30 protein-coding genes and 1 riboswitch are annotated in these 25836 nt (G+C 70.6%); of the genes, 12 read left to right on the forward strand and 18 right to left on the reverse strand.

Annotated elements, in window-relative coordinates; all coding sequences use genetic code 11:
• Positions 1 to 5 precede the first annotated feature (5 nt).
• The 3 genes from Q0Z83_RS14105 to Q0Z83_RS14115 form a co-directional block, all read right to left on the reverse strand.
• Positions 6 to 872 carry a metallophosphoesterase family protein gene (locus Q0Z83_RS14105; RefSeq protein WP_317794351.1) on the reverse strand — a complete coding sequence of 289 codons (867 nt, stop codon included), beginning with the start codon at positions 870 to 872 and terminating at the stop codon, positions 6 to 8.
• Between the two features lie 23 nt (positions 873 to 895).
• A riboswitch (ZMP/ZTP riboswitch) is annotated at positions 896 to 972 on the reverse strand.
• A gap of 94 nt (positions 973 to 1066) precedes the next feature.
• A complete protein-coding gene (locus Q0Z83_RS14110) occupies positions 1067 to 1258 on the reverse strand; it encodes a hypothetical protein (RefSeq protein ID WP_317794352.1) in 192 nt (63 codons plus the stop codon).
• The gene (locus tag Q0Z83_RS14115) at positions 1255 to 1737 is read right to left on the reverse strand and encodes an NUDIX hydrolase (protein WP_317794353.1); all 483 of its coding nucleotides are present in this window, start codon (positions 1735 to 1737) and stop codon (positions 1255 to 1257) included. The genes Q0Z83_RS14110 and Q0Z83_RS14115 overlap by 4 nt, the downstream gene beginning before the upstream one ends.
• Before the next feature lie 53 nt (positions 1738 to 1790).
• On the opposite strand from Q0Z83_RS14115, the gene Q0Z83_RS14120 reads away from it, so the two are divergent.
• Positions 1791 to 2372: a hypothetical protein gene (locus Q0Z83_RS14120; RefSeq protein ID WP_317794354.1), complete on the forward strand. Its 582-nt coding sequence runs from the start codon at positions 1791 to 1793 to the stop codon at positions 2370 to 2372.
• Here the strand turns inward: Q0Z83_RS14120 and Q0Z83_RS14125 are convergent.
• Positions 2345 to 3289, reverse strand: coding sequence for a DUF2332 domain-containing protein (locus Q0Z83_RS14125; protein WP_317797076.1), 945 nt, complete (start codon positions 3287 to 3289; stop codon positions 2345 to 2347). The genes Q0Z83_RS14120 and Q0Z83_RS14125 overlap by 28 nt on opposite strands.
• 166 nt (positions 3290 to 3455) lie before the next feature.
• Here Q0Z83_RS14125 and Q0Z83_RS14130 point away from each other — a divergent pair, with 166 nt between their 5' ends.
• A complete protein-coding gene (locus tag Q0Z83_RS14130) occupies positions 3456 to 4220 on the forward strand; it encodes a hypothetical protein (RefSeq protein WP_317794355.1) in 765 nt (254 codons plus the stop codon).
• A gap of 20 nt (positions 4221 to 4240) precedes the next feature.
• Here Q0Z83_RS14130 and Q0Z83_RS14135 read toward each other — a convergent pair whose 3' ends face one another.
• The gene (locus Q0Z83_RS14135) at positions 4241 to 5449 is read right to left on the reverse strand and encodes an MFS transporter (protein WP_317794357.1); all 1209 of its coding nucleotides are present in this window, start codon (positions 5447 to 5449) and stop codon (positions 4241 to 4243) included.
• A 39-nt stretch (positions 5450 to 5488) separates the two neighbouring features.
• Positions 5489 to 6220 (reverse strand): DUF4386 domain-containing protein, encoded by a 732-nt coding sequence (locus tag Q0Z83_RS14140; RefSeq protein ID WP_317794358.1) that lies wholly within the window; start codon positions 6218 to 6220, stop codon positions 5489 to 5491.
• A 153-nt stretch (positions 6221 to 6373) separates the two neighbouring features.
• Between Q0Z83_RS14140 and Q0Z83_RS14145 the strand changes: the two genes are divergently transcribed.
• Positions 6374 to 7009: a TetR/AcrR family transcriptional regulator C-terminal domain-containing protein gene (locus Q0Z83_RS14145; protein ID WP_317794359.1), complete on the forward strand. Its 636-nt coding sequence runs from the start codon at positions 6374 to 6376 to the stop codon at positions 7007 to 7009.
• A gap of 33 nt (positions 7010 to 7042) precedes the next feature.
• On the opposite strand, the gene Q0Z83_RS14150 is transcribed toward Q0Z83_RS14145, so the two are convergent.
• Positions 7043 to 7717, reverse strand: coding sequence for a DUF6891 domain-containing protein (locus Q0Z83_RS14150; RefSeq protein WP_317794360.1), 675 nt, complete (start codon positions 7715 to 7717; stop codon positions 7043 to 7045).
• 73 nt (positions 7718 to 7790) lie between these two features.
• Positions 7791 to 8537, reverse strand: coding sequence for an SDR family oxidoreductase (locus tag Q0Z83_RS14155; protein WP_317794361.1), 747 nt, complete (start codon positions 8535 to 8537; stop codon positions 7791 to 7793).
• A 47-nt stretch (positions 8538 to 8584) separates the two neighbouring features.
• Between Q0Z83_RS14155 and Q0Z83_RS14160 the strand changes: the two genes are divergently transcribed.
• Positions 8585 to 10030 (forward strand): hypothetical protein, encoded by a 1446-nt coding sequence (locus tag Q0Z83_RS14160; RefSeq protein ID WP_317794362.1) that lies wholly within the window; start codon positions 8585 to 8587, stop codon positions 10028 to 10030.
• Here Q0Z83_RS14160 and Q0Z83_RS14165 read toward each other — a convergent pair.
• Together Q0Z83_RS14165 and Q0Z83_RS14170 are read right to left on the reverse strand one after the other, a co-directional pair.
• The gene (locus Q0Z83_RS14165; RefSeq protein ID WP_317794363.1) at positions 9992 to 10606 is read right to left on the reverse strand and encodes an HAD family hydrolase; all 615 of its coding nucleotides are present in this window, start codon (positions 10604 to 10606) and stop codon (positions 9992 to 9994) included. The genes Q0Z83_RS14160 and Q0Z83_RS14165 overlap by 39 nt on opposite strands.
• Complete coding sequence (locus Q0Z83_RS14170; protein ID WP_317794364.1) at positions 10603 to 11358, reverse strand: DeoR/GlpR family DNA-binding transcription regulator; 756 nt, start codon at positions 11356 to 11358, stop codon at positions 10603 to 10605. Before Q0Z83_RS14170 ends, Q0Z83_RS14165 begins: the two co-directional genes overlap by 4 nt.
• Positions 11359 to 11433: 75 nt before the next feature.
• On the opposite strand from Q0Z83_RS14170, the gene Q0Z83_RS14175 reads away from it, so the two are divergent.
• Positions 11434 to 12648 (forward strand): MFS transporter, encoded by a 1215-nt coding sequence (locus tag Q0Z83_RS14175; RefSeq protein ID WP_317794365.1) that lies wholly within the window; start codon positions 11434 to 11436, stop codon positions 12646 to 12648.
• A 25-nt stretch (positions 12649 to 12673) separates the two neighbouring features.
• On the opposite strand, the gene Q0Z83_RS14180 is transcribed toward Q0Z83_RS14175, so the two are convergent.
• Complete coding sequence (locus Q0Z83_RS14180) at positions 12674 to 12853, reverse strand: hypothetical protein (RefSeq protein WP_317794366.1); 180 nt, start codon at positions 12851 to 12853, stop codon at positions 12674 to 12676.
• A gap of 145 nt (positions 12854 to 12998) precedes the next feature.
• Between Q0Z83_RS14180 and Q0Z83_RS14185 the strand changes: the two genes are divergently transcribed.
• Positions 12999 to 13817: a GNAT family N-acetyltransferase gene (locus tag Q0Z83_RS14185; protein ID WP_317794367.1), complete on the forward strand. Its 819-nt coding sequence runs from the start codon at positions 12999 to 13001 to the stop codon at positions 13815 to 13817.
• Positions 13818 to 13822: 5 nt separating this feature from the next.
• Here Q0Z83_RS14185 and Q0Z83_RS14190 read toward each other — a convergent pair whose 3' ends face one another.
• The gene (locus Q0Z83_RS14190) at positions 13823 to 14200 is read right to left on the reverse strand and encodes a winged helix-turn-helix transcriptional regulator (protein WP_317794368.1); all 378 of its coding nucleotides are present in this window, start codon (positions 14198 to 14200) and stop codon (positions 13823 to 13825) included.
• A 47-nt stretch (positions 14201 to 14247) separates the two neighbouring features.
• Here Q0Z83_RS14190 and Q0Z83_RS14195 point away from each other — a divergent pair, with 47 nt between their 5' ends.
• From Q0Z83_RS14195 to Q0Z83_RS14215, 5 genes are read left to right on the forward strand one after another with little or no spacing between them, the layout of a single operon-like run.
• The gene (locus Q0Z83_RS14195) at positions 14248 to 14976 is read left to right on the forward strand and encodes a Rossmann-fold NAD(P)-binding domain-containing protein (RefSeq protein ID WP_317794369.1); all 729 of its coding nucleotides are present in this window, start codon (positions 14248 to 14250) and stop codon (positions 14974 to 14976) included.
• 45 nt (positions 14977 to 15021) lie between these two features.
• A complete protein-coding gene (locus Q0Z83_RS14200) occupies positions 15022 to 16320 on the forward strand; it encodes a glycoside-pentoside-hexuronide (GPH):cation symporter (RefSeq protein WP_317794370.1) in 1299 nt (432 codons plus the stop codon).
• On the forward strand, positions 16317 to 19142 hold the full coding sequence (locus tag Q0Z83_RS14205; protein WP_317794371.1) for a glycoside hydrolase family 2 TIM barrel-domain containing protein: 2826 nt from the start codon (positions 16317 to 16319) through the stop codon (positions 19140 to 19142). The genes Q0Z83_RS14200 and Q0Z83_RS14205 overlap by 4 nt, the downstream gene beginning before the upstream one ends.
• Positions 19139 to 20761: a glycoside hydrolase family 36 protein gene (locus Q0Z83_RS14210; protein WP_317794372.1), complete on the forward strand. Its 1623-nt coding sequence runs from the start codon at positions 19139 to 19141 to the stop codon at positions 20759 to 20761. The genes Q0Z83_RS14205 and Q0Z83_RS14210 overlap by 4 nt, the downstream gene beginning before the upstream one ends.
• Before the next feature lie 3 nt (positions 20762 to 20764).
• Positions 20765 to 21385 (forward strand): TetR/AcrR family transcriptional regulator, encoded by a 621-nt coding sequence (locus Q0Z83_RS14215; protein WP_317794373.1) that lies wholly within the window; start codon positions 20765 to 20767, stop codon positions 21383 to 21385.
• On the opposite strand, the gene Q0Z83_RS14220 is transcribed toward Q0Z83_RS14215, so the two are convergent.
• The 5 genes from Q0Z83_RS14220 to Q0Z83_RS14240 form a co-directional block, all read right to left on the reverse strand.
• Entirely contained in the window at positions 21377 to 21928 is a 552-nt protein-coding gene (locus tag Q0Z83_RS14220) for a thymidine kinase (RefSeq protein WP_093613220.1), read from the reverse strand. The two genes, Q0Z83_RS14215 and Q0Z83_RS14220, sit on opposite strands and share 9 nt — an antisense overlap.
• Before the next feature lie 38 nt (positions 21929 to 21966).
• Positions 21967 to 22692, reverse strand: a complete 726-nt coding sequence (locus Q0Z83_RS14225) for an STAS domain-containing protein (RefSeq protein WP_317794374.1) — start codon at positions 22690 to 22692, stop codon at positions 21967 to 21969.
• A gap of 26 nt (positions 22693 to 22718) precedes the next feature.
• Positions 22719 to 23090 (reverse strand): STAS domain-containing protein, encoded by a 372-nt coding sequence (locus Q0Z83_RS14230; protein WP_317794375.1) that lies wholly within the window; start codon positions 23088 to 23090, stop codon positions 22719 to 22721.
• Positions 23091 to 23163: 73 nt separating this feature from the next.
• Positions 23164 to 23640, reverse strand: coding sequence for a macro domain-containing protein (locus tag Q0Z83_RS14235; RefSeq protein WP_317794376.1), 477 nt, complete (start codon positions 23638 to 23640; stop codon positions 23164 to 23166).
• Positions 23612 to 24499: a CPBP family intramembrane glutamic endopeptidase gene (locus tag Q0Z83_RS14240; RefSeq protein ID WP_317794377.1), complete on the reverse strand. Its 888-nt coding sequence runs from the start codon at positions 24497 to 24499 to the stop codon at positions 23612 to 23614. The genes Q0Z83_RS14235 and Q0Z83_RS14240 overlap by 29 nt, the downstream gene beginning before the upstream one ends.
• Positions 24500 to 24579: 80 nt before the next feature.
• On the opposite strand from Q0Z83_RS14240, the gene Q0Z83_RS14245 reads away from it, so the two are divergent.
• The gene (locus tag Q0Z83_RS14245) at positions 24580 to 25059 is read left to right on the forward strand and encodes a nitroreductase family deazaflavin-dependent oxidoreductase (RefSeq protein WP_317794378.1); all 480 of its coding nucleotides are present in this window, start codon (positions 24580 to 24582) and stop codon (positions 25057 to 25059) included.
• Here Q0Z83_RS14245 and Q0Z83_RS14250 read toward each other — a convergent pair.
• The gene (locus Q0Z83_RS14250) at positions 25046 to 25792 is read right to left on the reverse strand and encodes an SAM-dependent methyltransferase (RefSeq protein ID WP_317794379.1); all 747 of its coding nucleotides are present in this window, start codon (positions 25790 to 25792) and stop codon (positions 25046 to 25048) included. The genes Q0Z83_RS14245 and Q0Z83_RS14250 overlap by 14 nt on opposite strands.
• Between the last annotated feature and the right edge of the window lie 44 nt (positions 25793 to 25836).

Genomic DNA, 25836 nt, shown 5'->3' on the forward strand with positions numbered 1-25836 from the left:
GCGGTCTACTCCTCGGCGCTCACGTCCCGCCCCGACCCGGTGTCGACCAGGTAGACCTGCTCACCCGCACGCGGATCGCGCGCGTGCAACGTGTGGAACACCGGCGAGAACGGCCCGCCCAGGTCCACGACCGTCGCGCCCGCGCCGAGCACCCCGCGCACCAGATGCGGCGGCGCGGTCAGATCGATCCGGGTGACCACACCCGGGGTCACCCACACCGGGATCCCGCTCAGGAACCCGGACAACTGCGAGTGGTAGTGACCGCACAGCACCGCCCGCACATCACTGCCGGCCAGCACCTCGGCCAGCCGCTCGCCGTTCTGCAGATTCACCCGCGCCATCGACGGCGACGCGCCGGTGACGATCGGCGGATGGTGCAGGGCCACGACCGAACCGGCCGGTGCCGGTCGCTCCAACAGCCCACCCAGCCAGGCCAGCTGCTCCTCGTCGACGAACCCGTGCACCGAACCGGGGACCAGACTGTCCAGCGTGATGATCCGCAGCCCGGACACCGCACTGACGGCCGCCCGCTGCGGACCCGGCGACCCGAGATCCGCCCCGTCCGGCCCGAGATGGGCACTGCCGAACACTTTCGCGAACGGCTCCCGGGCGTCATGGTTACCCGTCGTGTAGACGTGCGGGATCCCGCGCTCCCGGGCGAACGCGCCGACCCGCCGCAACACGGCGGCACATCCCTCGGCCGAGCCGTCGTCGGCGATGTCCCCGGTGACCAGCACCAGGTCGAGGTCGGGCACGAACCGCGCGTCATGCAGGATCCGGTCGAGCGCCCCGGCCGCGTCGACCCCGTCCTCGTCGAAACCGGACCCGGTCACGTGCGGGTCGGACAGATGCAGAATGCGGTGGGTGGCCATGGGCAGCTCCTCATCCGGTGTCGGACGAGCACCCAGGCGGTCGATGCCCTTGACGTCACTCCCCGGTGGTGTCCCACCCGCGCCAGTCGTGTGCGACCAGGCTACCGCCGCCGCGCCGTCTGGTCCGCCCGGTCCGGATGAGGTCCCGCGCGACCGGCTCGCGCGCCGTGCGATCCGGCTGCTGCGGCCGCCGGTCACTGGCGGCGGCTGATCGCGGCCTCCAGCCGTAACCCGGAGCCGATCACCACGAGCATCCCGGCGAAGAAATACCCCTTCGCGGGGGTGGCGTCGGTGGCCAGGCCGACCAGGGTGATCAACAGCCCGGTGACGATCGCCATGGTGCCGGCGATGCGGGCGGTGTCGGCGCGTCGTTCTACCTTTTTCACCCGGCGAGACGGTACAGGGTGAGGGCGGCCAGTGAGGGGGCGTCGACGATCTCCCCGCGCCGGATCATCGCGGTCACCTCGTCGTCGGTGAACGCCCGATGGATCATGTCCTGCTCGCTCGCCTCCCGATCGGGTTCCCCTTCGGCCAGCCCGGTCGCCAGGTAGACGTCGAAGCCCTGCGTGCAGTACCCGTACGCCTCGAAGAGATGTCCGAGATGGACCATCGCCTCGGCCCGCAGCCCGGTCTCCTCGGCGAGTTCCCGCCGGGCCAGCGCGGCCTGCTCCCCTCCGGCCCCGGCACCCCAACTGCCCTGCGGAAACTCCCAGGCCCGCCGCCCGACCGGATACCGGAACTGCTCCACCAACCAGAACCCGCGCTCCCACCGGGGCAGCACCAGCGCGAAATCCGGCTTCTCGACCACCCCGTAGATCCCCGGACTGCCGTCCGGCCGACGGACCTCGTCCTCCCGTACCGTCATCCACGGATTCTGATAGACGACGCGACTGCTCACCTGCTCCATGGAGGTCTCCGATGCTGTTGACGATCTCCGGATCGAGTTGTTCGGGAAAGACGACCACGGTCCGTGCCTGCGGACCGATCGACGGCCTGGTGTGGCACGACTTCGACGAGATCGGCGTGCCGTCCGATGCGGACCTCGTGTGGCGCCAACGCAGTCTGGAGGCTTGGATCCGGCGCGCGCTGCGCTACCAGGACGACGGCCTCGACATGCTGCTCACCGGCCAGTCGCCGCTCGGCGAGGTGCTCGCCTGCCCGTCCGCGCCGGCCCTGGACGGCATCGCCGCCTGCCTGCTCGACGTCGACGACGAGGTGCGACGGCAGCGCCTCACCCGACGTGACCCCGGCCGGTGGGACGCCAGGGCCACCGAGAGGTTCATCGGTTGGGCGCAATGGCAACGCGGCCATGCCGCCGACCCCTCGCACCGACCGGAAGCGATCATGAACGGCGCATGGGACCAGATGCGCTGGACGCTTCCGGACAGCTGGTCGGTTCCGGTCATCGACACCACCGGCCGAACCGTTGCGCAATCCGCCGCCGAGGTGCGCCGCTGGATCGACCGGCACCGTCAGCCCGCGAACCAGGACATCGCCTGACCGTGCCCGCGGGCCCAGGCCAGCGGCACCCCGTCCAGGGCGACCACATTGTGCAGCGTGTCGTCCGGGGCCGGCGGCAGATCCCCGAACGGCACCACACCCGGCGCCTCGACCGAGATCCGGTGCCCGGGCAGTGTCTGGACCAGCTCCTCGAACGCCTGCCGACGATCGTCCGGGACCTGGTACAGCACCGACGTATGGAAGATCACCAGGGTCGCCCCGGCCGGCGCCTGCGCCACCAGGGCCGGCAGGTCGTCGACCAGATCGCCACGGATCAGGTGCGGCGGATCGGCGGCGGCGATCGCAGCGGCCGTCGTCAATCGCGCCCGGCGATGCTCGTGCTCCGGCCAGATCAACGCGTCCAGCCACGCGACATCATCGGAATCGGTCACCCGCAGCGGGTTGAGATCCAGGCCGGCCCGCCACACCACCTCCGGCAACCGGTCCGGCGCCTCGACTCCGGTCAGATCGCACTCCAGGACCGGACCGCCGGTCCCGAGCCGCCGGTCACCGTAACGGTAGGAATACCGATCGGGATAAAGCCCCAGCCCGGCCGACGCGCCGACCTCCAGCAGGGCGAGCGGTTGCGGCAACCTCAGCAGTACGGGCAGGAGCACCGCACATCGACCCGGCTCGTTCGTCTGAGTCGCCCGGCCACGCAGGTTCGGTGCGATCTCCGCCCAGCGCGCCACCGTGAAGTCACGGAAGGCGGCCGGATCGTCGACCGGTCCACCGAGCAGCCGCACCACCCCGAACAGCAGGTTCGGCTGACGCTTGGCCTCCGGAACCGTCTCCAGCAACTCGTGGATCGTCGCGTCACCGGCGACAGCCCGCGACAGGCGCTCATAGATGGGGGAGACCCCGTGGGCCTCCCGGGCGGCGAACTCGGCATAGGTCTCAGCGGTCGTCACTCCCACGATCTTGGCACAGCCGATCCCGGCGGAACCGAGGCGGTGGTGCGCGCCCGTCATCCAACGTGACGACAGATTGATCGCGCGGCGAGATGCCCGATCGGGGTACGTCCGGAGGCAGTCGCACATATTCGGCGGTGTCACGACCCTACCGTCCGCTGCACTACCAGGTATGACGTTTACGCGTACCATCATCGGTTTTGTCTCGGCCGTTGTCGTCGGCGCCGCGGCGACGCCCGCGGTGGCCGTCCCGCCGCCCGGTGAGATCGAACTCCGCTACCAGGGCGACCTCGCCGATGCCACGCATGTGGCCGACAGCAGCGGCAAGGGTCTGCACGGCGCCATCCTCACCGGCGGTGGTGGCACCGTCTCGTCGGTGACCGGTCCGGACGGCGACCACTTCCTGCGGTTCCCCGGCGGCAGCTGTGTCGTCGTCCCGTGCCCGCAGGGGATCGTGCGGCCCGCGAACACCGTGACGCTCACGCCGGGTGACGGCCGGTTCGTGATCAGCGCCGACATCCGACTCACCGAACCGCCGTCGGCGGCCGCCGGCATGAACGTCTTCCAGTTCGGGGCGGCCGGCGCCGGGGTCAGCCAGTGGAAGATGCAGGTCGACTCCGGCACGCCGTCCTGCCGCTGGTCCGACGGCTCCGAGTTCGTGCTGCTCCCGGCAGATCTGAAGCTCGACGTCGGCCGCTGGTACCGGGTCATGTGCATCCGCCTGTCGCCGGTGCTGTTCCAGATCCGCGTCCACGATCCGGTCACCGGCCGACAGTTGCTGCCGCCCGCCCAGCGGACCGGGAGGCTGCAGGACATCCTGCCCAGCGGCGCCGTGGTGATCGGCGGAAAACGGATCAGCGCCACCCAGAGTGACATCGATACCGACCAGTTCCACGGCGACCTCGACAACATCGAATTCGGCCGCCGCGAGGACTGACGGCTCGTCGCCGGAGGCTTCTAGGCCGCCTGGTGGGTGATCTGCTCCCGGGCGGTCAGGGGCCTGTTCAGGGTGTGGACGACCACGGTCGCGACGGCGGTCACCGCGGCCAGGGCCAGCCATGGCACGGCCGGGCCGCGGGCGTACAGCGTGGTGAAGAACGCCGGCGCCAGGATGCTCGCGAAGGCGAAACAGTACTGGTAGACGGCCAGATACCGATCCCGCTGCGCGGGTGGCGCGGCCGCCGCGGAGAGGGTGTTCGACAGCGGCGCGTGGATCAGGTCGGCGGCGGCGAAGAAGATCAACCCCACCAGGAGGTACGGGACCAGCGCCGCCCCCGGCACGCGGATCGCCGCCGCGTACAGCAGCGCCCACACCACCCACAGCAGACCGGCCAGCGCCAGCCCTCGCGGCCGGGACAGCGGCCGGACCAGCCGGACCGCGAGCGCCTGCCCGGAGGCGAGCAGCACCGTGTTGGCCGCGAGCAGCGGCCCGACCAGCCAGTCCGGGGTGGGCAGCGCCTCGATCAGGTAGACCGGCAGTGCCACCCCGATGAACACGCTGCACAGCGCGAAGATCGTGTTCACCGCGATCAGCAGCAGGTAGGGCCGGTCGCGAAGCATCTCCCGGTAACCACCGACCGCCGGGCCCGCCGGCAGGGCCGCCCGGTCGCGGGGCGCCAGCAGGAGAAGCACCCCCGAGAGCAGGAAGCTCGCCGCGTTGAACCACACCACCGGCTGATACCAGCCGTACGCCACGACCAGTCCGCCGAGCAGCGTGCCGGCACCCATCGACGCCATCTGGATCATGCCGGTGAGCGCGTAGCGCCGGTCGGTGGCCGACCGGTCCTCCTCCGGCTCGGCCAGGCCGGCGACCACCGAGAAGAACGACGACCAGAACAGCCGCTGCCCGATCGCCGCGAGCATCGCCACGGCCAGGACTCCGGCCGCGGTGTCCGCCCACGCATACCCCGCGAAGGCCACCGCCTGCACCACCTGCGCCAGGATCACCCGGTCGATCGGCCGGAACCGGTGCCCGACCTGCCCGACCAGCAGCGGCACCGGCAGCGAGCCGATCGCCGCGACGCTCAGCAGCAGACCGACGGTGGCCAGCGGTAACCCGGCCACCTCGGTGAAATAGAGCAGCGAGACGGGCAGGAAGAGACCACTGCCGAACATGTCGACGGCGAGGGCACAGGCGAGCGGAATCAGTCGTCGGCGTCCGGGCATCGGAACTGTCTAACAGACTCGCGCCATCGGCTCCGCTGATTATTTCAGCGGAGCGGGTGCGGTGGTGGGGACCCGGACGCCTTTGACCAGCAACCAGATCATCATGCCGACCTCGCCGACGAGCGACGGTGTGAGCAGGACGGCGCTCAGCGGCGCCGGGAGGTCGACGAGGAGCCCGGCGAGGTTGTGGACGAGGTATCCGGCGCCGGCCGCGACGACCAGCCCGGCCAGGACGGCGGGCACGTGGCCGGACCGGCGCAACAGGACTCCGAGCAGGACGAGGTGGACACCGAAGAAGACGAGAGCGAACTGAAAGCCGACGTCGAAGCTCTCCAGCCCGGCGAGCGCCTGTGCCTCGCGCCCGGCCCGCCCGGCCTCGGAGGCCGGGCCGGAGTCGGTCAGTAGCCGATATGCGGTGAACAGTTGAGGCACGAGGGCGACCAGCGTCGCCGCGTACACCAGCCGGAACGCGGCCGTCAGCGGTGACAGCAGCGGACCGGCCGCCTTCAGTAGGGCGTGGAAGGTGACGGCGACCGCGACGTCGGCGCAGACGAGGGGAACCCAGCCGACCAGGCCGGCGACGAACAGCCACCGCGACCCGAGCACGTTGCTCGCGGTGACCGTCGCGTCGCCCGGCACGAGCACCGCGTCCAGAGTCAGGGCGGTCAGCATCCCGAAGACCAGGAGCACGACGAAGAGCAGGCCGGTCGCCCGGGCCAGCCGCCGCGCACCGAGCTCCTCGGTCGTCCTGGTCGTTTCACCGACGTTCATGACCCTCTCCTTACTTACTTAGTAAGTTGCCGTTGTTGCAGTACGGTAGGACTTACAAAGTAAGTTCGTCAAGCGCCGGAGGAGCCGATGGCCGAACAAGCGACGCGCGCGACGGGCCGGTCCCGCTCTCGCCTTCCGCTCAGCAGGGAACGGGTGATCGCGGCCGCCGTCCAGCTGGCCGATGAGGACGGCCTGGCCACACCGGCCATGCGCAAGATCGCCACCGCGCTGGGCGTCGAGGCGATGTCGCTGTACAACCACGTGTCGAACAAGGACGACATCCTCGACGGCATGGTCGATCTGGTCTTCACCGAACTCGAACTACCCGTTCCAGGAGAGAGCTGGCAGGACGCCACCCGACGGCACGCCGCCTCACTTCGCGCCGCGCTCACCCGCCACCCCTGGGCGACCGGTGTCCTCCAGTCCCGGCCGGCCCCGGGTCCGGGCAACCGGCGACACAACGACGCCGTGCTCGGCGTGTTCCGGCGGGCCGGCTTCCCGCTCGTGCTCACCGCACACGCCGTCTCGGTGATCGACAGTTACGTGTACGGTTTCGCGCTCCAGTCGACGAACATGCCGATCGCGACCCCCGAGGAGGTGGCGGAGGTGGCCGACGGGATCCTGCGAGACCTGGACGCCGAGCAGTACCCGCACCTCACCGAGATGATCGTCGACCACGCGCTACAGCCCGGGTACGCCTACGGTGACGAGTTCGACTACGGCCTCGACCTGATCATCAACGGCCTGGAGCGCGCTCTGACCGCAGACCGAGACCCCGGCGGCGGCTGATCCCGACACTCCGGTGGTAACCGGACCGGGCGGTCAGTCCAGTGGCGCGTACCAGCGGGCGCCCGTGACCAGGATGCGTTTGGCCTGGTCACGGTTCCAGACGACCTGCATGCCGTGGCGTTGCAGGGTCGGGAAGACCACGTCGTCCATCAGGTGTTCCAGGTCGATCTGGTACGCGGCCTGCTTGTCCTCATCGGAGAGCTTCTCGTAGGCGTCCTCGTCGAAGTCGACCGGCGGATACACCCCGTAGCCCAGATACACCGAGCCGTTCGGGTCGGCGATCAGCGAGTCGGTGTCCTGCTGGTGGTACCAGACGTAGCCGTGCCAGTGCCGGGAGTCGTCGCGCTCGTCGTGGATCTCCGCCGACGCGCAGGTGCCGCAGCAGCTGAAATTCTCCCGGGCCAGCACGCCCACCGAGTTCAGCTCGTCGAAGGCGCGCGTCAGGTTGCTGCGGATCTCACCCCATGACCGTTGCTGATCGCGGCGGACGGTGAGCGCCTTCTCGTACGCCGCGGTCAGCTCCTCGTCGGTGAGGCCGTGCCGCTCCTCGTCGTCCTCGAGGTAGTCGACGAACTCGGCCGGGTCGTCCTCGCCCCGGACGATCCAGGTCCAGATCTCCTCCTCGATCTCGGTGCGGGCCGGATCGGTGATCCGGGCGGGCAGGAAGCTCACACCGTCGGGGCGGTCGTTGTAGACCCAAGCACTCATGCCGGTGATGATGACACAGCGTGATCGCGGCCCGGTGAGGGCACCGGGCCGCCCGAATCGGATCAGCGTGGGATCAGCGCTCGACGGCCGTACCGCCGAGGAAGCCGGACCACCGCTCGCCGCCGGACCGATGCGCCGGGGTGAGGTGTTCGCCGTCGTGGAAGGCGCGGAAGGCGGCGCCCGGCAGGCGTACCGGGACCACCCGGCGGTGTCTGCCGATCCGTTCCAGGTAGGAGCGGAACAGGTCGGGGACGTAGAGCACCTCGGGACCGCCGAGGTCGTCGACGCGCCCGGCGACCGGCTGGTCGACGAGTTCCGCGATGCGCACGGCGACGTCGTGGGTGGCGATCGGCTGGACCTTGACGTCCGGCGCGAGCACCAGCGGCAGTTTGGCGAAGATGCGGGCGCCGGCCAGCACGAAGTCGTGGAACTGGGTGGCCCGCAGGGTCGTTCCGCCGTAGGCGCCGATCAGTCCCTCGGCTTCCAGCTTGATCCGGTAGTACGGGTACGGGATCCGGTCGACGCCGACGATCGAGACGAAGACGACGTGCGGGTGCCCGGCCCGGGCGGCGGCGTCCAGCAGATTGCGGGTGGCCGCGAGGTCGGTCTTTCCCTGCCGGCGGGTGTCGCTGGCGCAGTGCACGACCGTGTCGACGCCGTCGAGGGCCGCGTCGAGCCCCGCCCCGGAGACGAGATCGCCCTGGTAGGCGGCACCGGGACGGCGGCTCAGGCCCCGGACGTCGTGGCCGAGCGAGGTGAGGAGTTCGGCCACCGGGCGGCCGAGGGTGCCGGTCGAACCGGTGACGAGGATGCGCTTCATGACCACCAGGACGAACGGGGTCGCGCGAATGTGACAGCCTTCCACCGGTGGATCGAGAACAGGTCGTACGCGGCCTCGCCCAGAACCCGTCGGTGCCGGCGGACGCCCTTCTCCACCTCCTGCGAGCCCGGCCCGACGCGCTGGGCCGGGGGATCTTCGGCCGGGCCACCCTGCCGAAGCCGGTGCAGGAGGCGATGGCCGTGCACCCGTCCCGGAAGATCCGATCCGCCCTCGCCGGTCATCCGGACGCCGACCTCGTGCTGCGGGCGGCTCTGCTGACCGACGACGACTGGCTGGTTCGGCTCAACGTGCTGACCGCTCGTGATCATCCGCCGCTACCGGCCGACGCCTTGATTCGGGTGATGTCCGAAGCGTGTGACCTGACCGCGGAGTCGCTGTTGACGGCACCCGAGTTCTTCGAGGAGATCCTTTTCGCGCCCCCGAGCCGGCTGGACTTCGCGGCCCGGCACCCGGACCCGCGGGTGCGCCTGCACGTCACCTACGCCCGCTCGGAGATGCTGCTCGACGACCCGGATCCGCAGGTCGCGACGGCTGCGGCCGAGGCTCACACCGAGCGGAACCGGCCGCGGGTCCCGGCCGACCTGCCGCAGCAGCACTGCCATGCGTTCTGGACCACGCTGCACCTGCCGCTGTCGCGGGAGCTGGCCGAACAGGTGGTGGCATCCGGCGACCTGGAGGCCATGGCGTCGGTCGCCGCGAACCCGACCACGCCGCCCGACCTGATCGAAACCCTGTCCCGGCACCCGCACGGCCCGATCCGGGAGGCGCTCACCCACCAGGACCTCATCCCTGAGCAGGTGCGACGGCTCGCTCACGACGCGGACCCGACGGTCCGCCGGGCCATCGCCACCCGGCCCGGCCTGCCAGATGATCTGATCCGGTCGCTGGCCGCCGACCCGGACCAGGCGGTCCGCACCGCGATCGAGGAGTACGCCTACGTCGACGACGACGACCGGGCCGCACTCGAACTGTCCGAGACGGATCTGCCGCGCGCGATCCGCTGGGCACGATCGGACAACCCCCGGCTTCGCCGTCGGTCCGCGGCGGTCCCCGGGCTGCCCTCCGACCTGGTCGCGATCCTCACCGACGACCCCGATCCGGCGGTACGGCGGGAGCTCGCCACCAACCACCCGGACGCCCCCGGCGAACTGTTGCTGCGCTGCTTCCTCGAAGGCCAGGCCCGGCACGTGCTGCCGGCCCGGCCACGGTTCCCGGTCCACGGGCTGGCCCGGTTCGCCGATCACGAGGACCCCCAGGTGCGCCGCCTCGCTCTGCGTGACCCGGCCCTCGATCCGTCGGTCGCCGAGCGTCTGACCCGCGACCGAAGCGAACGCGTCCGCACGGCGGCGGCCCGCTGCCCGCTCCTGCCCGCCGACCGGATCGCCGCCCTGCTCGACGACCCGGAACTGGCCGTGGATGCCGCCGCGAACCCGTCACTGCAGTGGGAGGCCGCCCTCGAACGGGTCCTCTGATCCACCGGTGAACAGCCGGGCGGCCATCCCGAGACGCTCGGCGGCCCGCACGTTCTCCGTGCGGTCGTCGATGAACAGCACCCGCTCCGGTGCCAGGCCGAACTCGCGGCAACAGTGCAGGTAGGCCTCCGGATCCGGCTTCGCGAGCCCGGTCCGGCAGGAGAAGGCGACCACCTCGAAACACCGCAACCAGCGGTGCCGGCGTTCGAAATCGGCCGCCAGGTCCTCCGGGATGTTGGAGAGCAGACCCAGGCGTACGGCTGAGGCCGCGGCCCGTTCGACGTACGCCACCATGGCCTCGTCGACGCCCGCCCAGCTCGCCACGTCCGCGGTGACCAGTGCGCCGACCCGGTCGTCGTCGAAGACGGCGCCGAGGTCGGCCGCGACCTGCCGCCAATAGTCGGCAGCGGTGAGCTCCCCACGGTCGTAGGGGGCGCGCGGCCGCCAGTAGGCGTCCAGGAAGTCGTCGACCGGGGCACCGGCGATCGAGGCCAGGGCCTGCTCGGACTCGGCGGACTGGGTCAGCGCGATCACGCCGAACAGGTCGAACAGCATCGCCTCGGGCACGGCCGTCACACCCGATGCACGATCGTGCCGGCTGTGGTCAGGGCGTCGGTGTGCTCCTCGGGGGCGTCGTCGGTCGTGATGACCAGGTCGATCGCGGAGACCGGAGCCACGTAGGCCAGCGCGGTCCGGGTCAACTTCGACGGGTCGGCCAACGCGATGACCCGATGGGCGGAGGCGATCACCGCGCGTTTGATCGCGGCGTCCTCCAGGTCGTACGCGGTCATGCCGTCGGCGGTCAGCCCGCAGCAGCCGATGATCGCGGTGTCGAACCGCAGCGACGCCAGCGACGCCAGCGCGAGCGGACCGGTCAGCGCCAGCTCGTGCGGGCGTGGCTCGCCGCCGGGCAGCAGCAGTCGCACCCCGTGCACGCCGATCAGCACGTCGACCGAGTGCAGCGACATCGGCATCACGGTGAGCCGTCGCCCGGGCAGCAGCTTGGCCACCTCGACACAGGAGGTGCCGCTGTCCAGGACGAGCGCCTCGCCGTCGGCGAGCATGCCGGCCGCGGCCGCGGCCATCCGGCGTTTCGTCTCCTGACCGTCCTGCGCGCGTAGCATGAACGGTGGCTCCTCGCCTCGCAGCGTCAGACTGCGGGCTCCGCCGCGATAGCGCGTGATCATGCCGCGCTCGGCGAGTTGCTCCAGGTCACGGCGGATGGTCATCTCCGAGGTGGCGGTCAGCCGGGCCAGTTCCCGGACGGTGAGCGTTCCGTCCTGTTTGACCGCGTCGAGGATCTTCCGGTGGCGGTCGGTGAGAGTCATGCCCGTCATTGAACAACAAAAGATGGCCCCGTTACAACGTTTCGAACATCGGATCTGTTTGTTATGTTCGAAAACATGTTCACAATCGTACGGCCGGAGACGGTCCGGGCGGCCACCACGGCCACCTATGTCGCCTTCATCGGTTCCGGCTTCGCGTTCGCCAGCTGGGCCTCCCGCATCCCGCAGGTCCGCGACCAGCTGGGTCTCGACCCGGCCGCCCTCGGCCTGGTGCTGCTCGCCATCGCCGCCGGGTCCCTGCTCGCGCTCCCGCTCTCCGGCCCGGTCGTCACCCGGATCGGCTCGTCGCGCACCGTCATGGCGATGGCCCTGCTGCTCGGCGTCGGCCTGACCATCGCGGCCCTCGGCTCCCTGGTCGGCGTGGTCCCGGTGGTGGTCGGGCTGTTCCTGCTCGGGTTCGCCAACGGCGCCTGGGACGTCGGCATGAACGTCCAGGGCACCGTCGTCGAGCGCCATCTCGGCCGGTCGATCATGTCCCGCTTCCACGCCGGCTTCAGCCTCGGGACCGTCGCGGGCGCTCTCCTCGGCGCCGGGATGGTCGCCCTGCACGTGCCGGTCGCCGCCCACCTCACCGGCGTGACCGTGCTGGTCGTGGCGGCCGTCGTGTGGCAGGCCCGGCACTTCGTCGCCGACCACGACGAGACCTCGCACGACGCGTCCGAGCCGACACCGAAGATCAGCGCCCTCACCGCCTGGAAGGAACCGCGCACCCTGCTGATCGGCGTGTTCGTACTGGCCTTCGCGTTCACCGAGGGCGTCGGCAACGACTGGATCAGCATCGCCGCCATCGACGGCCATCACGTCTCCCCGGCGCTCGGCACCCTCGCCTTCGCCGGATTCCTCACCGCGATGACCATCGGACGCTGGTACGGCCCGGCGATCCTGGACCGCCACGGCCGTACCCCGGTGATCCGTGTCCTGGCCCTGATCGGCACCGCCGGGGTGGCCCTGTTCGTCTTCGCCCCGAACCCGATCCTCGCCTACGCGGGCGCCCTGCTCTGGGGCCTGGGCGCCTCCCTCGGCTTCCCGGTCGGCATGAGTGCCGGCGGCGACGACCCGACCCGAGCCGCCGCCCGGGTCAGCGTGATCGCCTCGATCGGCTACTGCGCGTTCCTGGCCGGCCCGCCGGTGATCGGATTCCTCGGCGACCGGATCACCGTCCTGCGAGCGTTGATCCTGGTGGCGGCCCTGCTCGGCCTGGCCGCCCTGATCGCCACCGCGGTCCGCCCCCTCCCGGTCCAGGAACCCGCCGTCAAGGTCCCGCACGAGTAGCGACGAACGCACACCACCGGTGTCGCTACCGCATGCGGCGGCCGGAGGGCCGGGCCCAGCCCATGGGCTCGGCCAAGACGATGATCAGCGTGCCGACCGGACCCCACAGGCTCGGAGCGAACCACGGCCGATGATCGAGCCCTTTACGGCGGACCAGCCACTGATTGAGGGGATAGCAGGCCGCCACCGCCGTCAGCCATCCCATGCCACGCCTCCGCGAGTCGCCCGTCGATCCCCGGCACGCTAATCCGCCCGACCCTCGAGACGACTCCACCCGTCGGTCAGACTCCCCGACCGTGCCGGGCGGGTGGGCTGGGGGAAACGCCGGTGGGTGCCTAGAGTCGAGGGGTATGGCGGGCTATCGGCTGCGGCCGTTGCGGGTGGGCGATGCCGTCGGTGAGCGGCTCGGGTCGGCGGAGTGGTCGCTGGTGGCCGACGCCGGCGACGGGACGGTCGCCGGGTGGGCCTCGTTGCGGTCGTGGACCGAGGATGACGGCGTCCATCTGTTCCTGACCCAGGGGCATGTGCGGGCCGCCGACCGGCGACGGGGGCTCGGTGGGCTCCTGCTCGACGCCAGTGAGGCGGCCGCGGCGAGACTGTCCGAGCAACGGCGGCTCGGTGGGCCGGTGATGCTCGGTGGCAACGCCGACGACGGACAGGACGACCGGGCGGCACTGCTGGCCAGCCGGGGTTATGCGCGGATCTTCACGATGATCTGGATGCGGCGGGACGCTTCGCCCGTACCGCGGAAGGATCTGCCGGAAGGGATCGCGGTCCGCAACGCGACCGTGGACGATGCCGGGGATCTGTGGCGGCTCGCGCAGCGGGCGTGGGCCGGGCGGCCGTTCGTGAGCCTGCCGTCGCGGGAGCGGCTGCGGGACTGGCTGCACCGCTCGGATCGGTCGTCGTTCCTGGTGGCGACGTCGGGGGAGCGGATCGCCGGGTTCGTGGCGGTGCACGGCGACGAGGTCGAGGACGTCGCCGTCGATCCGGACTTTCAGCGGCGCGGGCTGGCGTCGGCGCTGCTCACCCGGGCGCTGGCGGATCTCGGCGGGCCGGCCCGGCTACGGACCGAGGCGCACGATCCGGCGGGCGCCCGGACACTCTACGAGCGGCTGGGCTTCCGGGTGGCGACGAGTCATCACCGGTATCGCAAGCCGTTGCGGTAGGCCGCTCAAGCGGGCGGGTCGCCACGGTAGGCGGCTCGGGCGGCCGCGATCGACGGGGCGTGGGCGACCGCCCACTCACCGACCGCGAGGATCAGCGGCAGCAGCGACCGGCCCAGGTCGGTGATCGCGTACTCCACGTGGGACGCGGTGATCTGACGGCTGACCAGGCCGTCCTGCTCCAGGCCGCGCAGCGTGCGGGTGAGGATGCGCCGGCTGAGCCCCTCGACCGTACGATCGAGGCGATTGAAGCCGGACGGGCCGCCGTCCCGCAGGATGACCAGGACCAGGACGGTCCATTTCTCGCCGACGAGGCGCAGCACGTCGGTCGCCTCGCACGACTCCCGCGAGGCGGTGGTGACGGGCAGCGGTAGGACCGGTGACATCGATGTGCCTTCTTTCGGGCGCGTCCGGCGGCGTCGACGATCCCAGTATGCGCACTGTGGTGATCGCGGGCGGGACCCGCGGAATCGGCCGAGCCCTGGCCGCGTCGATCGATGCGAACGTGATCGCGTTGGGCAGCGCCGACGCCGACCTGACGTCGATGCGGCAGACCCGCGAACTGATCGACCGGCTACCCGACCGGATCGACACCCTGATCCTGTCGGCCGGACGATTCTCCCGGCGGCGGATCGTGACCGACGAGGGCCACGAGCGGACCTTCGCGATCGGCGCTCTGGCCCGCCACCTGCTGGCCGACGGCCTGCGCCCGGCCCTGGAACGCAGCCCGAACCCGATGATCCTCAACCTGTGCGGGGTCGGTGGCATCCGGGCGGGCCACCTGCACTGGGACGATCTGACACTGACCCGCGGCTACTCGCTGTTCGCCGCGACGATGCAGGTTGCCCGGGCCAACGACCTGCTCGGCGCCGGATTCGCCGACCGCTATCCGGGCAGCCCGATCCGGTACGTCCTGTACAACCCGCTGTTCGTCGACAGTGGCATGCACCGCAACTTCGACCAGCCGATGCGGGCCGTGATCGGCGGCGCCGCGAGGTTGTTCGGCGAGTCCACGACGAGGGCCGCGGCCCGGCTGAAACCGCTGCTGGACGCTCCGCCGACCGCCCCGCTGACCGCGCTGCGCCGCGGGCGACCGGTGCCGCTGCCCGACTCGACCGATGCCGCGCGCCTGTACGACGTGATCCAGCCCACCCAAAAATGACACACGTGTGTTATTTTCCTGCCGCGGCAGCGGAAGGAAGAAACAATGGGCTGGAGCACGAAACTCGCCTATGGCTGGGGGAGCCTCGGCAACAACATCATCTACGGGTTCGTCGCGACGTATCTGGCGCTGTTCTACACCGATGAGCTGGGCATCACGGCCGCCGCGGCGTCGCTGCTGTTCCTGGTCGTCCGGGTGGTCGACGCCCTGTTCGACCCGGTCATGGGCCTGCTGGTGGACCGCACCTCGTCACGGTGGGGACGGTTCCGGCCGTACCTGCTGTTCACCCCGCCGGTCCTCGGCCTGCTCACCGTCCTGGCGTTCTCGGTGCCCAAGCTCGACGAATCGACCACGCTCGCGCTGGCCTACCTGAGCTACCTGCTGTGGGGGCTGTCGTTCTCGGCCATGGACGTGCCGTACTGGTCGATGTCGGCGGCCCTCACCCTGGACGCCGCCGAACGCACCTCGCTCGTCATGGTCCCGCGCACGCTGGCCAGCATCGGCTTCATCGGCGTCAACATCGTCACGCTGCCGCTGGTCGCCGCGCTGTCCTGGCAGGCCGTCGCGATCGTCTACGCGGTCACCGCGATCATCCTGACCTGGATCACCTTCGCCCGGGTCCGCGAGCGCGAGGACTACGTGCCGTCGCCCCACTACGGCGCACGGGAGATGCTGGCCCTGTTCGCCCGCAACGGCCCGCTCCTGCTGCTGCTCCTGGCCATGCTGCTGACCGAGATCGCGTTCACGATCCGCAGCATCATCCCGGCCTACTACCTGCGCTACAACTTCGACGCCGAGACCATGGTGCCGGCGTTCATCGGGGTCTTCGCGATCACCACGGTCACCGGTTCGCTACTCAGCCCGGTCGTGGCCAAGCAGTGGGGTAAGCGGAGGGCGGCGCTGGCCGGGCTCGCCGTCACCACCGTGACCTCGGTCGGCTCCTGGCTGACCGGCTACGCGTCGCTGACCCCGATGCTGGTGTGGATCGCGATCACCGGACTGGGCTACGGCGTCACCAACATCACCCTGCTGTCGATGCTGGCCGACACCGTCGAATACGGTCAGTGGCGCACCGGACGGCGTACCGAGGGACTGGTCTTCTCCAGCAACATCTTCAAGACCAAGGTCGCCTCCGCGCTGGGCGCCTCGCTCGGCCTGGCCCTGCTCGGCGTCTTCGGTTACGTCGCCAACACCGACCAGACCCGGGCCACCCTGGACGGCCTGCACGCGACCATGACGATCGTCCCGGGTGTCATCGGCGTGCTGGCCGCGATCCCGCTGATCTGGTACCGACTGGACGAGAGACGCCACGCCGAGCTGGTCCGGGAGCTGGAACTCGCGTGAACCTGGACCGGATGCGCCGCGACGTCGAGGACCCGCGGATCGTCGGCTGGGGGCGGATGCCACAACGCGCCGAGCGATCGGAAGCGGACACCATCGAGCGGGTCAGTCTGCGCGGAACCTGGCAGTTCGCCTGGAGCCCCACCCTGCGGGCCGGCCCGTGGGGTGAGATCGAGGTTCCCGCAGTCTGGGAGCTCAACGGCTACGGCACCCCCTACTACCTGGCCTTCCGCTACCCACCGGCGATCGGCGGGAACGGCCGCCTCGACCGTCACGACCGGCCGACCGGCATCTACCGGCGCCGCCTCGACATCCCCGAACAGTGGGCCGGTCGCCGGATCACGCTGCGCTTCGAGAGCGTCAAATCCGCCTTCCACCTGCTGCTCGACGGCGAGTTGATCGGCTACAGCGAGGGCTCGATGACCGGCGCCACCTTCGACCTGTCCGGTCGGGTCACCACCGGCAGCGAGATCACCGTCGTGGTCCATCGCTACTCCACCGGGACCTACCTCGAAGACCAGGACATGTGGTTCCTGTCCGGCATCACCCGCGACGTCTGGCTCGAGGCCGAACCCGCCCACGGCCCCTGGGACATCGCCGTCACGACCGATTTCGACCATGTCGAAGAGCGGGGCTCGCTGCGGGTCGACGTCGACGCCCACGTCCAGGTCCACCTCGGCGACGATCTCATCGCCGAGGGCGCGGGGTCACTGTGGGCGGTCGACCTGCGGGTTCGCCCATGGAGCGCCGAGACCCCCATGCTGTACGACCTCCGCGTCACCACCGGTGCGGGCGACGGCGCCACCGACCGGCGACATCTGCGTGTCGGCTTCCGGCGCGTCGAGATCGTCGGCGAACAGCTGCGGGTCAACGGCCGCCCGATCGTCCTGCACGGCGTGAACCGCCACGACTTCCACCCGGAGCGGATCTGGGACGTCCCGGCCGACGTCCGCGAACACGACATCGCGCTGATGAAGGCGGCCAACGTCAACGCCCTGCGGCTGTCCCACTACCCGAACCCGGACCAGGTCTACCGGCTCGCCGACGAACACGGCCTCTACGTCATGGACGAGGCGGAGGTGGAATCGCACGGGGTGCGCCGCCGTGGCATCCCCGGCGACGACCCGGCCTGGCAGCCGTCGGTGCTGGCCCGGGTCGAGGCGATGGTCCGCCGGTCCCGCAACCACCCGAGCGTGATCATGTGGTCGCTGGGCAACGAGGCGGGCGACGGCGAGGCCTTCCGGGCCGCCAGACGCGCGGTCCTGGCGCTGGACGACAGCCGGCCGGTCCACTACGAGGGCGACACCACCCTCACCACCTCCGACGTGTACTCGCTGATGTATCCGACACCGCAGCTCGAACGGCGGATCGGCGAACACCGGGACGTACGGATCAACCTGATCCAGCGACTGTTCAACAGGCTCGCGGGCGACGACAAACCGTTCCCCGCGGCGCGGTACACCGGCCGGCCGGTGATCGCCTGCGAGTATGCGCACGCCATGGAGAACAGCTTCGGCAACGCCGCCGACCACGTGGAGAACTTCCACCGATACCCGAACTGGGCCGGTGGCTTCGTCTGGGACTGGGTGGATCAGACGATCGCCGTACCCGGGAAGGATGATCTCGTCCGGCAGGCCTATGGCGGCGCCTTCGGGGAGACGCCGACGGACCGCTGGTTCTGCGCGAACGGGATCGTGGCCGCCGACCGCACCCCGCACCCCGCCTACGACGAACTGGCCAAGGTCTACCAGCACGTGGTGATCACCCGCACCGCCGACGGGGTCCGGCTGACCAACCGGCACAGCTTCGACGACCTGACCGGCCGGGCGCTGTGCTGGCGGCTGGAACGCGACGGCGTCACGGTCGCCTCCGGGCGGGTCGGCGACATCGTCACCGCCCCCGGCGGATCCCGCGAGGTGCGCCTGCCGATCATGCCGATCGCCGGGCCCGGACTGTGGGCGCTGATGGTCGAGGTCGGCGACACCGCCTGGGAACAGTTCGAACTCGCCCGCATCCCGGCCATCGGCTTCTCCGAGTGGGCCGCCGTCGACACCCACGACGGCGCGATCACCTCCCTGCGGTTCGGCGGAGTCGAATTCCTGAGCAGCCCGCTGCGCCTCAACCTGTGGCGCGCCGCGACCGACAACGATCGCGGCCTGACCAACTTCGCGCCCGTCCTCACCCCGTTCACCGGCGTGTCCGCGTGGCGTCGGGCCAACCGGCGCACCAGGCCGTACCGGTCCGACCGGGGCCGGACCCGCTGGCGGGTGCGCGGCGCCGACATCAGGCTCGCCGTCGAAGCCACCGACCGCGGCGTCCGTGTCGAGATGTGGGCCACCGCGGGCCGGCACGAACTGGTCCGGGCCGGGCTCACCGGCACCCTCGACAGCCGCCTCGACCACGTCGAATGGATCGGCCGCGGCCGGGGCGAGAACTACCGGGACCGCTGCTCCGGATCACCGCTGGGCCGCTGGTCCCGTACGGTCGAGCAATTCCCCCACGCTTACGCCCATCCGCAGGAGAACGGGAACCGTACCGGTCTGGAGAGGCTGACCCTCACCGGCGGCGGCCTGACCCTGACGGTCCGGCGCATCGCCGGCGACCCGTTCGAGGCGTCGGTCCGCCCGTACACGCAGGAACAGCTCGCCGCGGCCGCGTACGCTGACGAACTTCCCACCACGGGACCGGCCACGGTGTCGCTCGACGTCGCCCACCGCGGGGTCGGCGGCGACAAACCGGGCGACCTGCGGCTACAGCCGGCCGGCCGGCTCACCCGTGGACGAACCTGGCACACCGCCTGGCTGATCGAAGGGATGACGAAGTGACCGAGTGGAGGCTCGCCGTCCGGCGGCGCGGCACCGTGGTGCCGGTCAACGCCACCGACGCGACCGTCACGACCGGCGACGACGGCTCCGGTTTCTGGCTCGACGTCACCCCCGGCGCGAGCGAACTCGAACTCGACCACCTGGTGATCCGGCTGCCCGCCGCCGTCGCCCCGGGCGAACTCGCCTGGCTGTCCGGGTACCAGACCTGGTCGGAGTCACAGGTCCGGCCGCTGCGGGCGGCGCGACGGCCACTGCACCCGGTCGGCCGACTGTTCAAATTCGACAGGTACGGCGACGCGGCGATCGCCACCGGTCAGCGGGACCCGCGCGCCGAATGCTCCCACGAGGTCCTCGCCGTCCAGAACACCGACGGCGCCCAGCTGTGGGGCTCCCGGCTGGGCTTCGACGCGTACACGATCATCGAGGTCGGCCGCGGTGAACTGCGGATCGTCGTCGACGTGGCGGGCCGCCGCCTGGAACCCGGCCGCACCGTCCGGGTCGCCTGGATCGACCACCGGGAGGGCGAGCACGCCCCCGAGCTGCTGCGCGCCTGGGCCGCGTCGATCGCCACCGCCCGCCCGGCCGGCCCGGTCACCGGCTGGACCAGCTGGTACCGCTACTACAACGACATCGACGCACCGAGGCTCACCGGCGAGATCGACGTCCTGGCCGCCTCCGGGGTGCGGTTCGACGTCTTCCAGATCGACGACGGCTGGCAGGCCCGGGTCGGCGACTGGACCACGTTCGCGCCGGGCTTCCCCGACGGCGTCGCCCCACTCGCCGCGTCCGCCCGCCGCGCCGGGATGCGGCCCGGTCTGTGGCTCGCCCCGTTCGTCGCCGCCCGCGACAGCGACCTCGCCGAACAGCACCCCGACTGGCTGCTGCGCGACGACCGCGGCCACCGCGTGCCGGCCGGCTGGAACCCCGGCTGGAAAGGCACCTTCCACGCCCTCGACCTGGAACACCCCGAGGTCCTCGAATACCTGGCAGGCGTCATCCGTACCGCCCGCGACGTGTGGGGCTTCGACTTCTTCAAACTCGACTTCCTGTACGCCGCCGCCCTCGACGGCCGACCCGGCGCCACCCGCGCCCAGCGGATGCGGCGAGCCGTCACCCTGCTCCGCGAATGGTGCGGCGACGCCGTCATGCTGGGCTGCGGGGTGCCCCTGGTCAGCGCGGCCGGGCTGGTCGACTACTGCCGGGTCGGCGCCGACGTCGCCGCCAGATGGGAGGACCCGGTGCAGCGGGCCCTGCGCTACCCGGAACGGATCTCCACCGTCTCGTCGATGCGCAGCAGCCTGGCCCGCGCCTGGATGGACGGCACCTGGTTCGGCAACGATCCGGACGTGGTCATCCTGCGCACCGACGACACCAGGCTCACCGACGCCGAACGTCGCGCCCTGTTCACCGTCAACACCACACTCGGGTCGCTGGTGTTCGTCAGTGACGACATCGCCGGCTACGACGACGCCACCACGGCGCTGCTGGCCGGCTGGGACCCGCCGGGCGCCGCCGTGGTCCGGCAGCACTGCCGGGCCGGGGGAGTGGACCACCTGGTCACCGACCGGGGAGCGCTCGGCCTCGCGCTCGGCGACGGCACCGGCCGCGTGGTCGGGTAGATCGTGGGCGTACGGGAACGACGCCGTGCGGCGCTGATCGCCGCGGCCCGGGAACTGTTCCTGGAACGCGGCGTCGACCAGGTGACCATCGACGACATCGCCGACCGCTGCGACGTGACCAGACGGACCGTCTACCGCTACTTCGCCACCCGTGAACAGGTCGCCCTCGCCGTCGAGGTGGACGTGCTGCACCGGTGGGCGCGGCTGCTCGACGAGTACCGCCCGCGCTGGACCGGCACCGGCGCCGAACGGCTGCGGTCCGCGTTCGCCGACATCGAACAGCTCGTTGACGACGCCGCCGACGAGGTCCGCTTCACCCGGGTCTTCGACGCCCAGCCCGGCGTCAACGTCACCGACGAGCTCGGCCGGCAGTTCCACGCCGCGGTCCGCGAGCTGCTCGCCCCGATCGTGGAGATCCTCGACGCCGGCCGCCGGGACGGTTCGCTGGTCTACGCGGTACCGCCGGAACTGATGGCGTCCACCATGACCAACGCCTACCTCGGCCTGGCCCAGCGGGTCTACGGCATGGGCGACCGGCTCTCCGACGAGCAGGGCATCGAACCCCGACGAATGCTCACCGAGCTGGGCCGGCTGTTCCTGACCGGGCTGGGCGCCTCACGGTAGGACCACACACCGGCGGCAGCGGGCCTCGTACGTGTACGTCCCGTCGTCGGGCAGCGCGGTCGACGGAGCCAGCTCCCGGATCATCGGCTTACCGTGCTCCAGCACCTGCGTGTGCGTCGCATCCAGCGACCGGCACACATCACAGACCGCCCGCCGGTAGATCACCTCGGCCGGAGCCAGCTCGAACAACGCCCGCACCGGCGCGAACAGCTGCCCCCGATGGTCCAGGTCGATCCCGGCCACCACCACCCGCACCCCGGACCGCACCGCCGCACCCAGGACCGCGATGTCGTCGACGGTGAACATGTGGATCTCGTCGACGCCGATCACCTCGACCCCGCCGTCGGCCGCCCCGGCCAGCGTGTGCACCTTCACCGTCTCCAGGCTGCCGCCCGACCGCGACGTCACCGCCGTGTCCCGCCCGTGCCGCGCCGACTGGAACACCCGGTGCGGAATGTTCGCATACTGCAACGGCGACAGCAGGCTGATCATCTCCAGCGACTTGCCGCCCTTCATCGGGCCGAGGATCACGGTCAGGTCCATGCCGCACACCGTGCCATCCCACCCGGCCGTGCTTCAAATCAAGATCGGAAAAGGGTGGCCCACACCACCTTGCCGTCCCCGGTCGGTTGACTGCCCCAGTGCGCCGACATCTCATCCACCAGCAGCAACCCGCGCGGCGCCGCCGGATCGGTGAACGCCGGACCGGGCAGCAGCGGCACCTCGGCCGAACCGTCCCGAACCGCCAGCAACAGGTAGCGGCGACTCAGCGTCAGCCGCAGACTCAGCATCGTCCGCGCGTGCACCACCGCATTGGTCACCAGCTCACCGGCGATCACCGAGGCCGGATCGATCAGATGCGGCAGCGCCCACCGCAGGCAGGCCCCGGCCACCACCTCCCGCGACCGGCGGGGCGCACCGGCGACCGGCAGCATCATGTCGCTGATCACCGGCAGGCTCGGACCCGGCTCGGCCGACATCGCCGCGTCGACCGTGTCGAAGACCGCCAACCGCCCGTGACCACCGCCGCCGAGCAACCGGGACAACGCCGGAGCGGGCGCCGCCAGCAGCAACGGCGTGCCCGGCCACACCGCGGCCTGCCGGGACACACCCAGGAACACCGACACGGCGGCCGACTCGGCCAGACCCATCCCGGCCAGATCCAGCACCACCGCATCGGGCTGCTCGACCAGGCACTTCATCAGGGCCAGGCGGACCTGCGGCGCCGACGACACGGACAGCTCACCGGTGACCCGCACCAGCAGCCGCGTGCCGATCGACTCGACGTCGCATCGGATGGCCGTCATCCACCCATTGTCACTCGCCGAACCTATCAGTCAGCCCTTTTGACCTCCGCGAGTGGCGCCGCGGACACCGCCAGGTAGTCGAGCAGCTCGGTCACCTTGAGCACCTGATGGACGATCGGGCTCACCTGGCTCACCGACATGCCCGCCCCGGCCTTTTCGACCAGATCACGGCACTCCAGCAACGCCCGGATCCCGGCCGAGTCGAGGAAGGTCAGCTCAGTGGCGTCGAGCGTGACGTGTCGGGGGGCGAAGCGGTCGACCGCGTCGGACACCGCGACACGAAGACGGTCGGCCTCGTCGTGGTCGAGCTCGCCGATCAGCGAGACCCGGAGACGACCGTCATCCTCGAGCGGGCCCACCGACACGGTGAGCCGAATGGTGGAATGGCCGAAATTCATCAAGACCCCTGTCAGGCACGCGGCGGTGGCCCCTCACTGCTGAAGGTGTCGGTGCAACACTACGCCTGAACCATCAGTCGAAGTCGTAGACCGTCACCGGGATGTCGCGCTCACACAGCGCGGCCACGATCAGCGGCTCGATCCGCTCCCACTTTCCACCGGACAACCCGCATCCGATCCGCGGCAGGTGCACCGACGCCCCCAGCTCGACGGCATGATCGCCGACCGTGTGCAGGCAGCGGCCGATCGCCTCGTACCGCACCGGCGGCCCGCCACTGCCCGGCTTGATCCCGCGCTGCCCGACCATGTTGGCCACCCACACGTCCGGCTGCACCTGCACCAGCTGGGTCGCCCCGAGTCCGAAATCGTTACCGGCCCGCTCCCGATGCCATTGCCGGAACGCACGTTCCGGCTCCTTCCAGCGCCGGGAGATCGCCACCACGAACCCCTTGCCCCATCCGCCGATGTCGTTCGACACATGCGCGATGATCTTCGGCCCCTTGGCCTGCGGACTGGTGGCGTCACCCTTGACGAACCTCAATGCCGACATCGGATGATCTTTGCGTACGGACGGCGAGCACCGCGATCGGAATACTCATGATCAGCAACCCCTGCCAGCCGCTGAGCCCGGTCGACCACCCGTCGATCCGGTCCTCGGCCGCCTTGTCGGCCACCACCACCTGCACGAAATAGAACACCACCGTGTTGTTGACCGCGTGCCCGACGACGGCCGGCCAGATCGACCCGGACGCCAGCCGCAGCCACCCGAGCAGCACCCCGAAGAACACCGTGAACACGGTGAACGGCAGCAGCGGCCACAGCCCGTCCGCGCCCACCGGGACGAAGCCCGGCATGTGCCACACCCCGCAGATCACCCCGATCACGATCATCGCCGGCCACGTACCCAGCGGCTCCCGCAGCCGGTTCAACAGATAGCCGCGCCAACCCCACTCCTCGTAGAACGCCAGCGGCAGGATCAGCACGAACTGCCCCAGGTTGGCCAGCAGCGCCTGCCCGATCAGGTCCCACGGGACGCCGGTCTGCCCGAGAGTCTCCGGCGCATAGGCGTCCCGCAGCGCGGAGAACCCGTCCAGGTCGGCCGGGTAGACGCCGGTCACCGCGTTCAGCGCGACCGCGGCCGCCGACATCGCCAGGAACAGCACGAACGAGAACCCGCACCAGGCCAGGGTGCGCCGCCACGGCCGTACCGGAAGGATCGAAGTGGCCCGGGCGACGCCCTCGGCGGGCCGCCAGAAATACCGCGCGGCCACCCACGTCGCGACCGCCACCGACACCATGATCGCCCAGAACAGGAACCGCGTCCCGGTGACCACCTCCAACCCCCGCAACAGCCAAGGCAGGGCGAACACGATCCCGAGAAACACCCAGACATCTCCCCGTGACCTCATCCGGCCAGTATCCGACTGGCCCCGCGGTGACACAGTGGATGGTCAGTGCATCGGACTCGACCCCGTCAGAGGTGATCGGTGTGACAGACAATCCACAGTCCACGGCTCCGTGGCTGCCGCCGCGCTGGGTGATCCGGACCGCCTGGGCGGTGCACCGGGGCATCTACCGTGTCACCGGCGGCCGGTTCGCCCTGCAGCGGGCCAAACCGCAGAAGTGGGGAACGATGCGGGTCACCGTGACCGGCCGGAAGAGCGGCCGGGAACGTCCCGTCATCCTCGCCTACATCGAGGACGGCCCCAACCTGTCCACCCTGGCCATGAACGGCTGGGGCGAGGGCGACCCGGCGTGGTGGCTGAACCTCAAGGCCAATCCGGACGCCCACGTCGTCTGGCCGGGCGGCGAACGCCTGGTCCGAGCCCGGGTCGCCGAGGGCGCCGAACGCGAACGCCTCTGGGCCCTGTGGCGCACCACCAACAAGGACCTCGACGCGTTCGCGTCCAACCGGACCACCCCGACCGAGGTCGTGATCCTGGAACCGCGGGCGATCAGCGCCGCTTGAGGACGAACACCCCCCAGCCCAGATGACGCCGCTGGTAACGGACATAGTTCACCGGCGCCGCGTCCAGCTCGGCCCGAAAGGACACCGCCGACTCATCGTCCGGGTTCTCGTCCAGCCAAGCCCGGACGGTGAACCACTGAGCGGCCACATACCGGTCCCAGCTGTCCTCGTCGGCCAGCACCATCTCCACCAGATCCCAACCCAGCCGGCCGAACGACTCGACCAGACCCGGCAGGTCCTCGAAATCGTCCCGAGACCCGGCACCACTGCCCACCACCGCCTCCTGATCCGGTGGGTCGAGCCGCCAGAACGGCTCACCGATCAGGATCAGGCCACCCGGCCGCAGACTGCGCTCCAGCAGGTTGATCGTGCCCTCGACACCATCGCCGATCCAGGTGGCGCCGACGCACGCGGCGACGTCGACGGGCTCCGCGGCGACATGGCCGGAGGCGTCACCGTGGGTGAAGGTCACCCGGTCGGCCACCGTCAACTCCGCGGCCCGGGACCGCGCCGCGGCCAGGAAGACGGTGCTGATGTCGACACCGGTGCCGATGATCCCGTGATCCCGGCTCCACCGGCACAGCATCTCGCCACTACCGCACGCCAGGTCCAGCACCGACATGCCCGGCCGCAGCCGGATGGCGTCACCGAGCGTGTCCAGCTTCTCAGGCGTGAACGGATCGTGGATGCGGTGGTCACGCTCACGAACGACAAAACTACGTGGTAGATCCACTTCTGATGTTCCTCACGTCGGACGAACGGATGGTCAGCACAGAA

The organism is Actinoplanes sichuanensis (assembly GCF_033097365.1).
Lineage (GTDB): Bacteria > Actinomycetota > Actinomycetes > Mycobacteriales > Micromonosporaceae > Actinoplanes > Actinoplanes sichuanensis.

Excerpts from the sequence above, each read along its gene's own strand:
- Q0Z83_RS14115 (WP_317794353.1), bottom strand. The coding sequence starts at position 1,737 with ATGACGGTACGGGAGGACGAGGTCCGTCGGCCGGACGGCAGTCCGGGG.
- Q0Z83_RS14105 (WP_317794351.1), bottom strand. The coding sequence starts at position 872 with ATGGCCACCCACCGCATTCTGCATCTGTCCGACCCGCACGTGACCGGG.
- Q0Z83_RS14135 (WP_317794357.1), bottom strand. The coding sequence starts at position 5,449 with ATGCCCGGACGCCGACGACTGATTCCGCTCGCCTGTGCCCTCGCCGTC.
- Q0Z83_RS14225 (WP_317794374.1), bottom strand. The coding sequence starts at position 22,692 with ATGACGGCCATCCGATGCGACGTCGAGTCGATCGGCACGCGGCTGCTG.
- Q0Z83_RS14190 (WP_317794368.1), bottom strand. The coding sequence starts at position 14,200 with ATGTCACCGGTCCTACCGCTGCCCGTCACCACCGCCTCGCGGGAGTCG.
- Q0Z83_RS14185 (WP_317794367.1), top strand. The coding sequence starts at position 12,999 with ATGGCGGGCTATCGGCTGCGGCCGTTGCGGGTGGGCGATGCCGTCGGT.
- Q0Z83_RS14155 (WP_317794361.1), bottom strand. The coding sequence starts at position 8,537 with ATGAAGCGCATCCTCGTCACCGGTTCGACCGGCACCCTCGGCCGCCCG.
- Q0Z83_RS14220 (WP_093613220.1), bottom strand. The coding sequence starts at position 21,928 with ATGGACCTGACCGTGATCCTCGGCCCGATGAAGGGCGGCAAGTCGCTG.
- Q0Z83_RS14175 (WP_317794365.1), top strand. The coding sequence starts at position 11,434 with ATGTTCACAATCGTACGGCCGGAGACGGTCCGGGCGGCCACCACGGCC.
- Q0Z83_RS14170 (WP_317794364.1), bottom strand. The coding sequence starts at position 11,358 with ATGACTCTCACCGACCGCCACCGGAAGATCCTCGACGCGGTCAAACAG.
- Q0Z83_RS14200 (WP_317794370.1), top strand. The coding sequence starts at position 15,022 with ATGGGCTGGAGCACGAAACTCGCCTATGGCTGGGGGAGCCTCGGCAAC.
- Q0Z83_RS14150 (WP_317794360.1), bottom strand. The coding sequence starts at position 7,717 with ATGAGTGCTTGGGTCTACAACGACCGCCCCGACGGTGTGAGCTTCCTG.
- Q0Z83_RS14240 (WP_317794377.1), bottom strand. The coding sequence starts at position 24,499 with ATGAGGTCACGGGGAGATGTCTGGGTGTTTCTCGGGATCGTGTTCGCC.
- Q0Z83_RS14235 (WP_317794376.1), bottom strand. The coding sequence starts at position 23,640 with ATGTCGGCATTGAGGTTCGTCAAGGGTGACGCCACCAGTCCGCAGGCC.
- Q0Z83_RS14130 (WP_317794355.1), top strand. The coding sequence starts at position 3,456 with ATGACGTTTACGCGTACCATCATCGGTTTTGTCTCGGCCGTTGTCGTC.
- Q0Z83_RS14195 (WP_317794369.1), top strand. The coding sequence starts at position 14,248 with ATGCGCACTGTGGTGATCGCGGGCGGGACCCGCGGAATCGGCCGAGCC.
- Q0Z83_RS14140 (WP_317794358.1), bottom strand. The coding sequence starts at position 6,220 with ATGAACGTCGGTGAAACGACCAGGACGACCGAGGAGCTCGGTGCGCGG.
- Q0Z83_RS14180 (WP_317794366.1), bottom strand. The coding sequence starts at position 12,853 with ATGGGATGGCTGACGGCGGTGGCGGCCTGCTATCCCCTCAATCAGTGG.
- Q0Z83_RS14230 (WP_317794375.1), bottom strand. The coding sequence starts at position 23,090 with ATGAATTTCGGCCATTCCACCATTCGGCTCACCGTGTCGGTGGGCCCG.
- Q0Z83_RS14120 (WP_317794354.1), top strand. The coding sequence starts at position 1,791 with ATGCTGTTGACGATCTCCGGATCGAGTTGTTCGGGAAAGACGACCACG.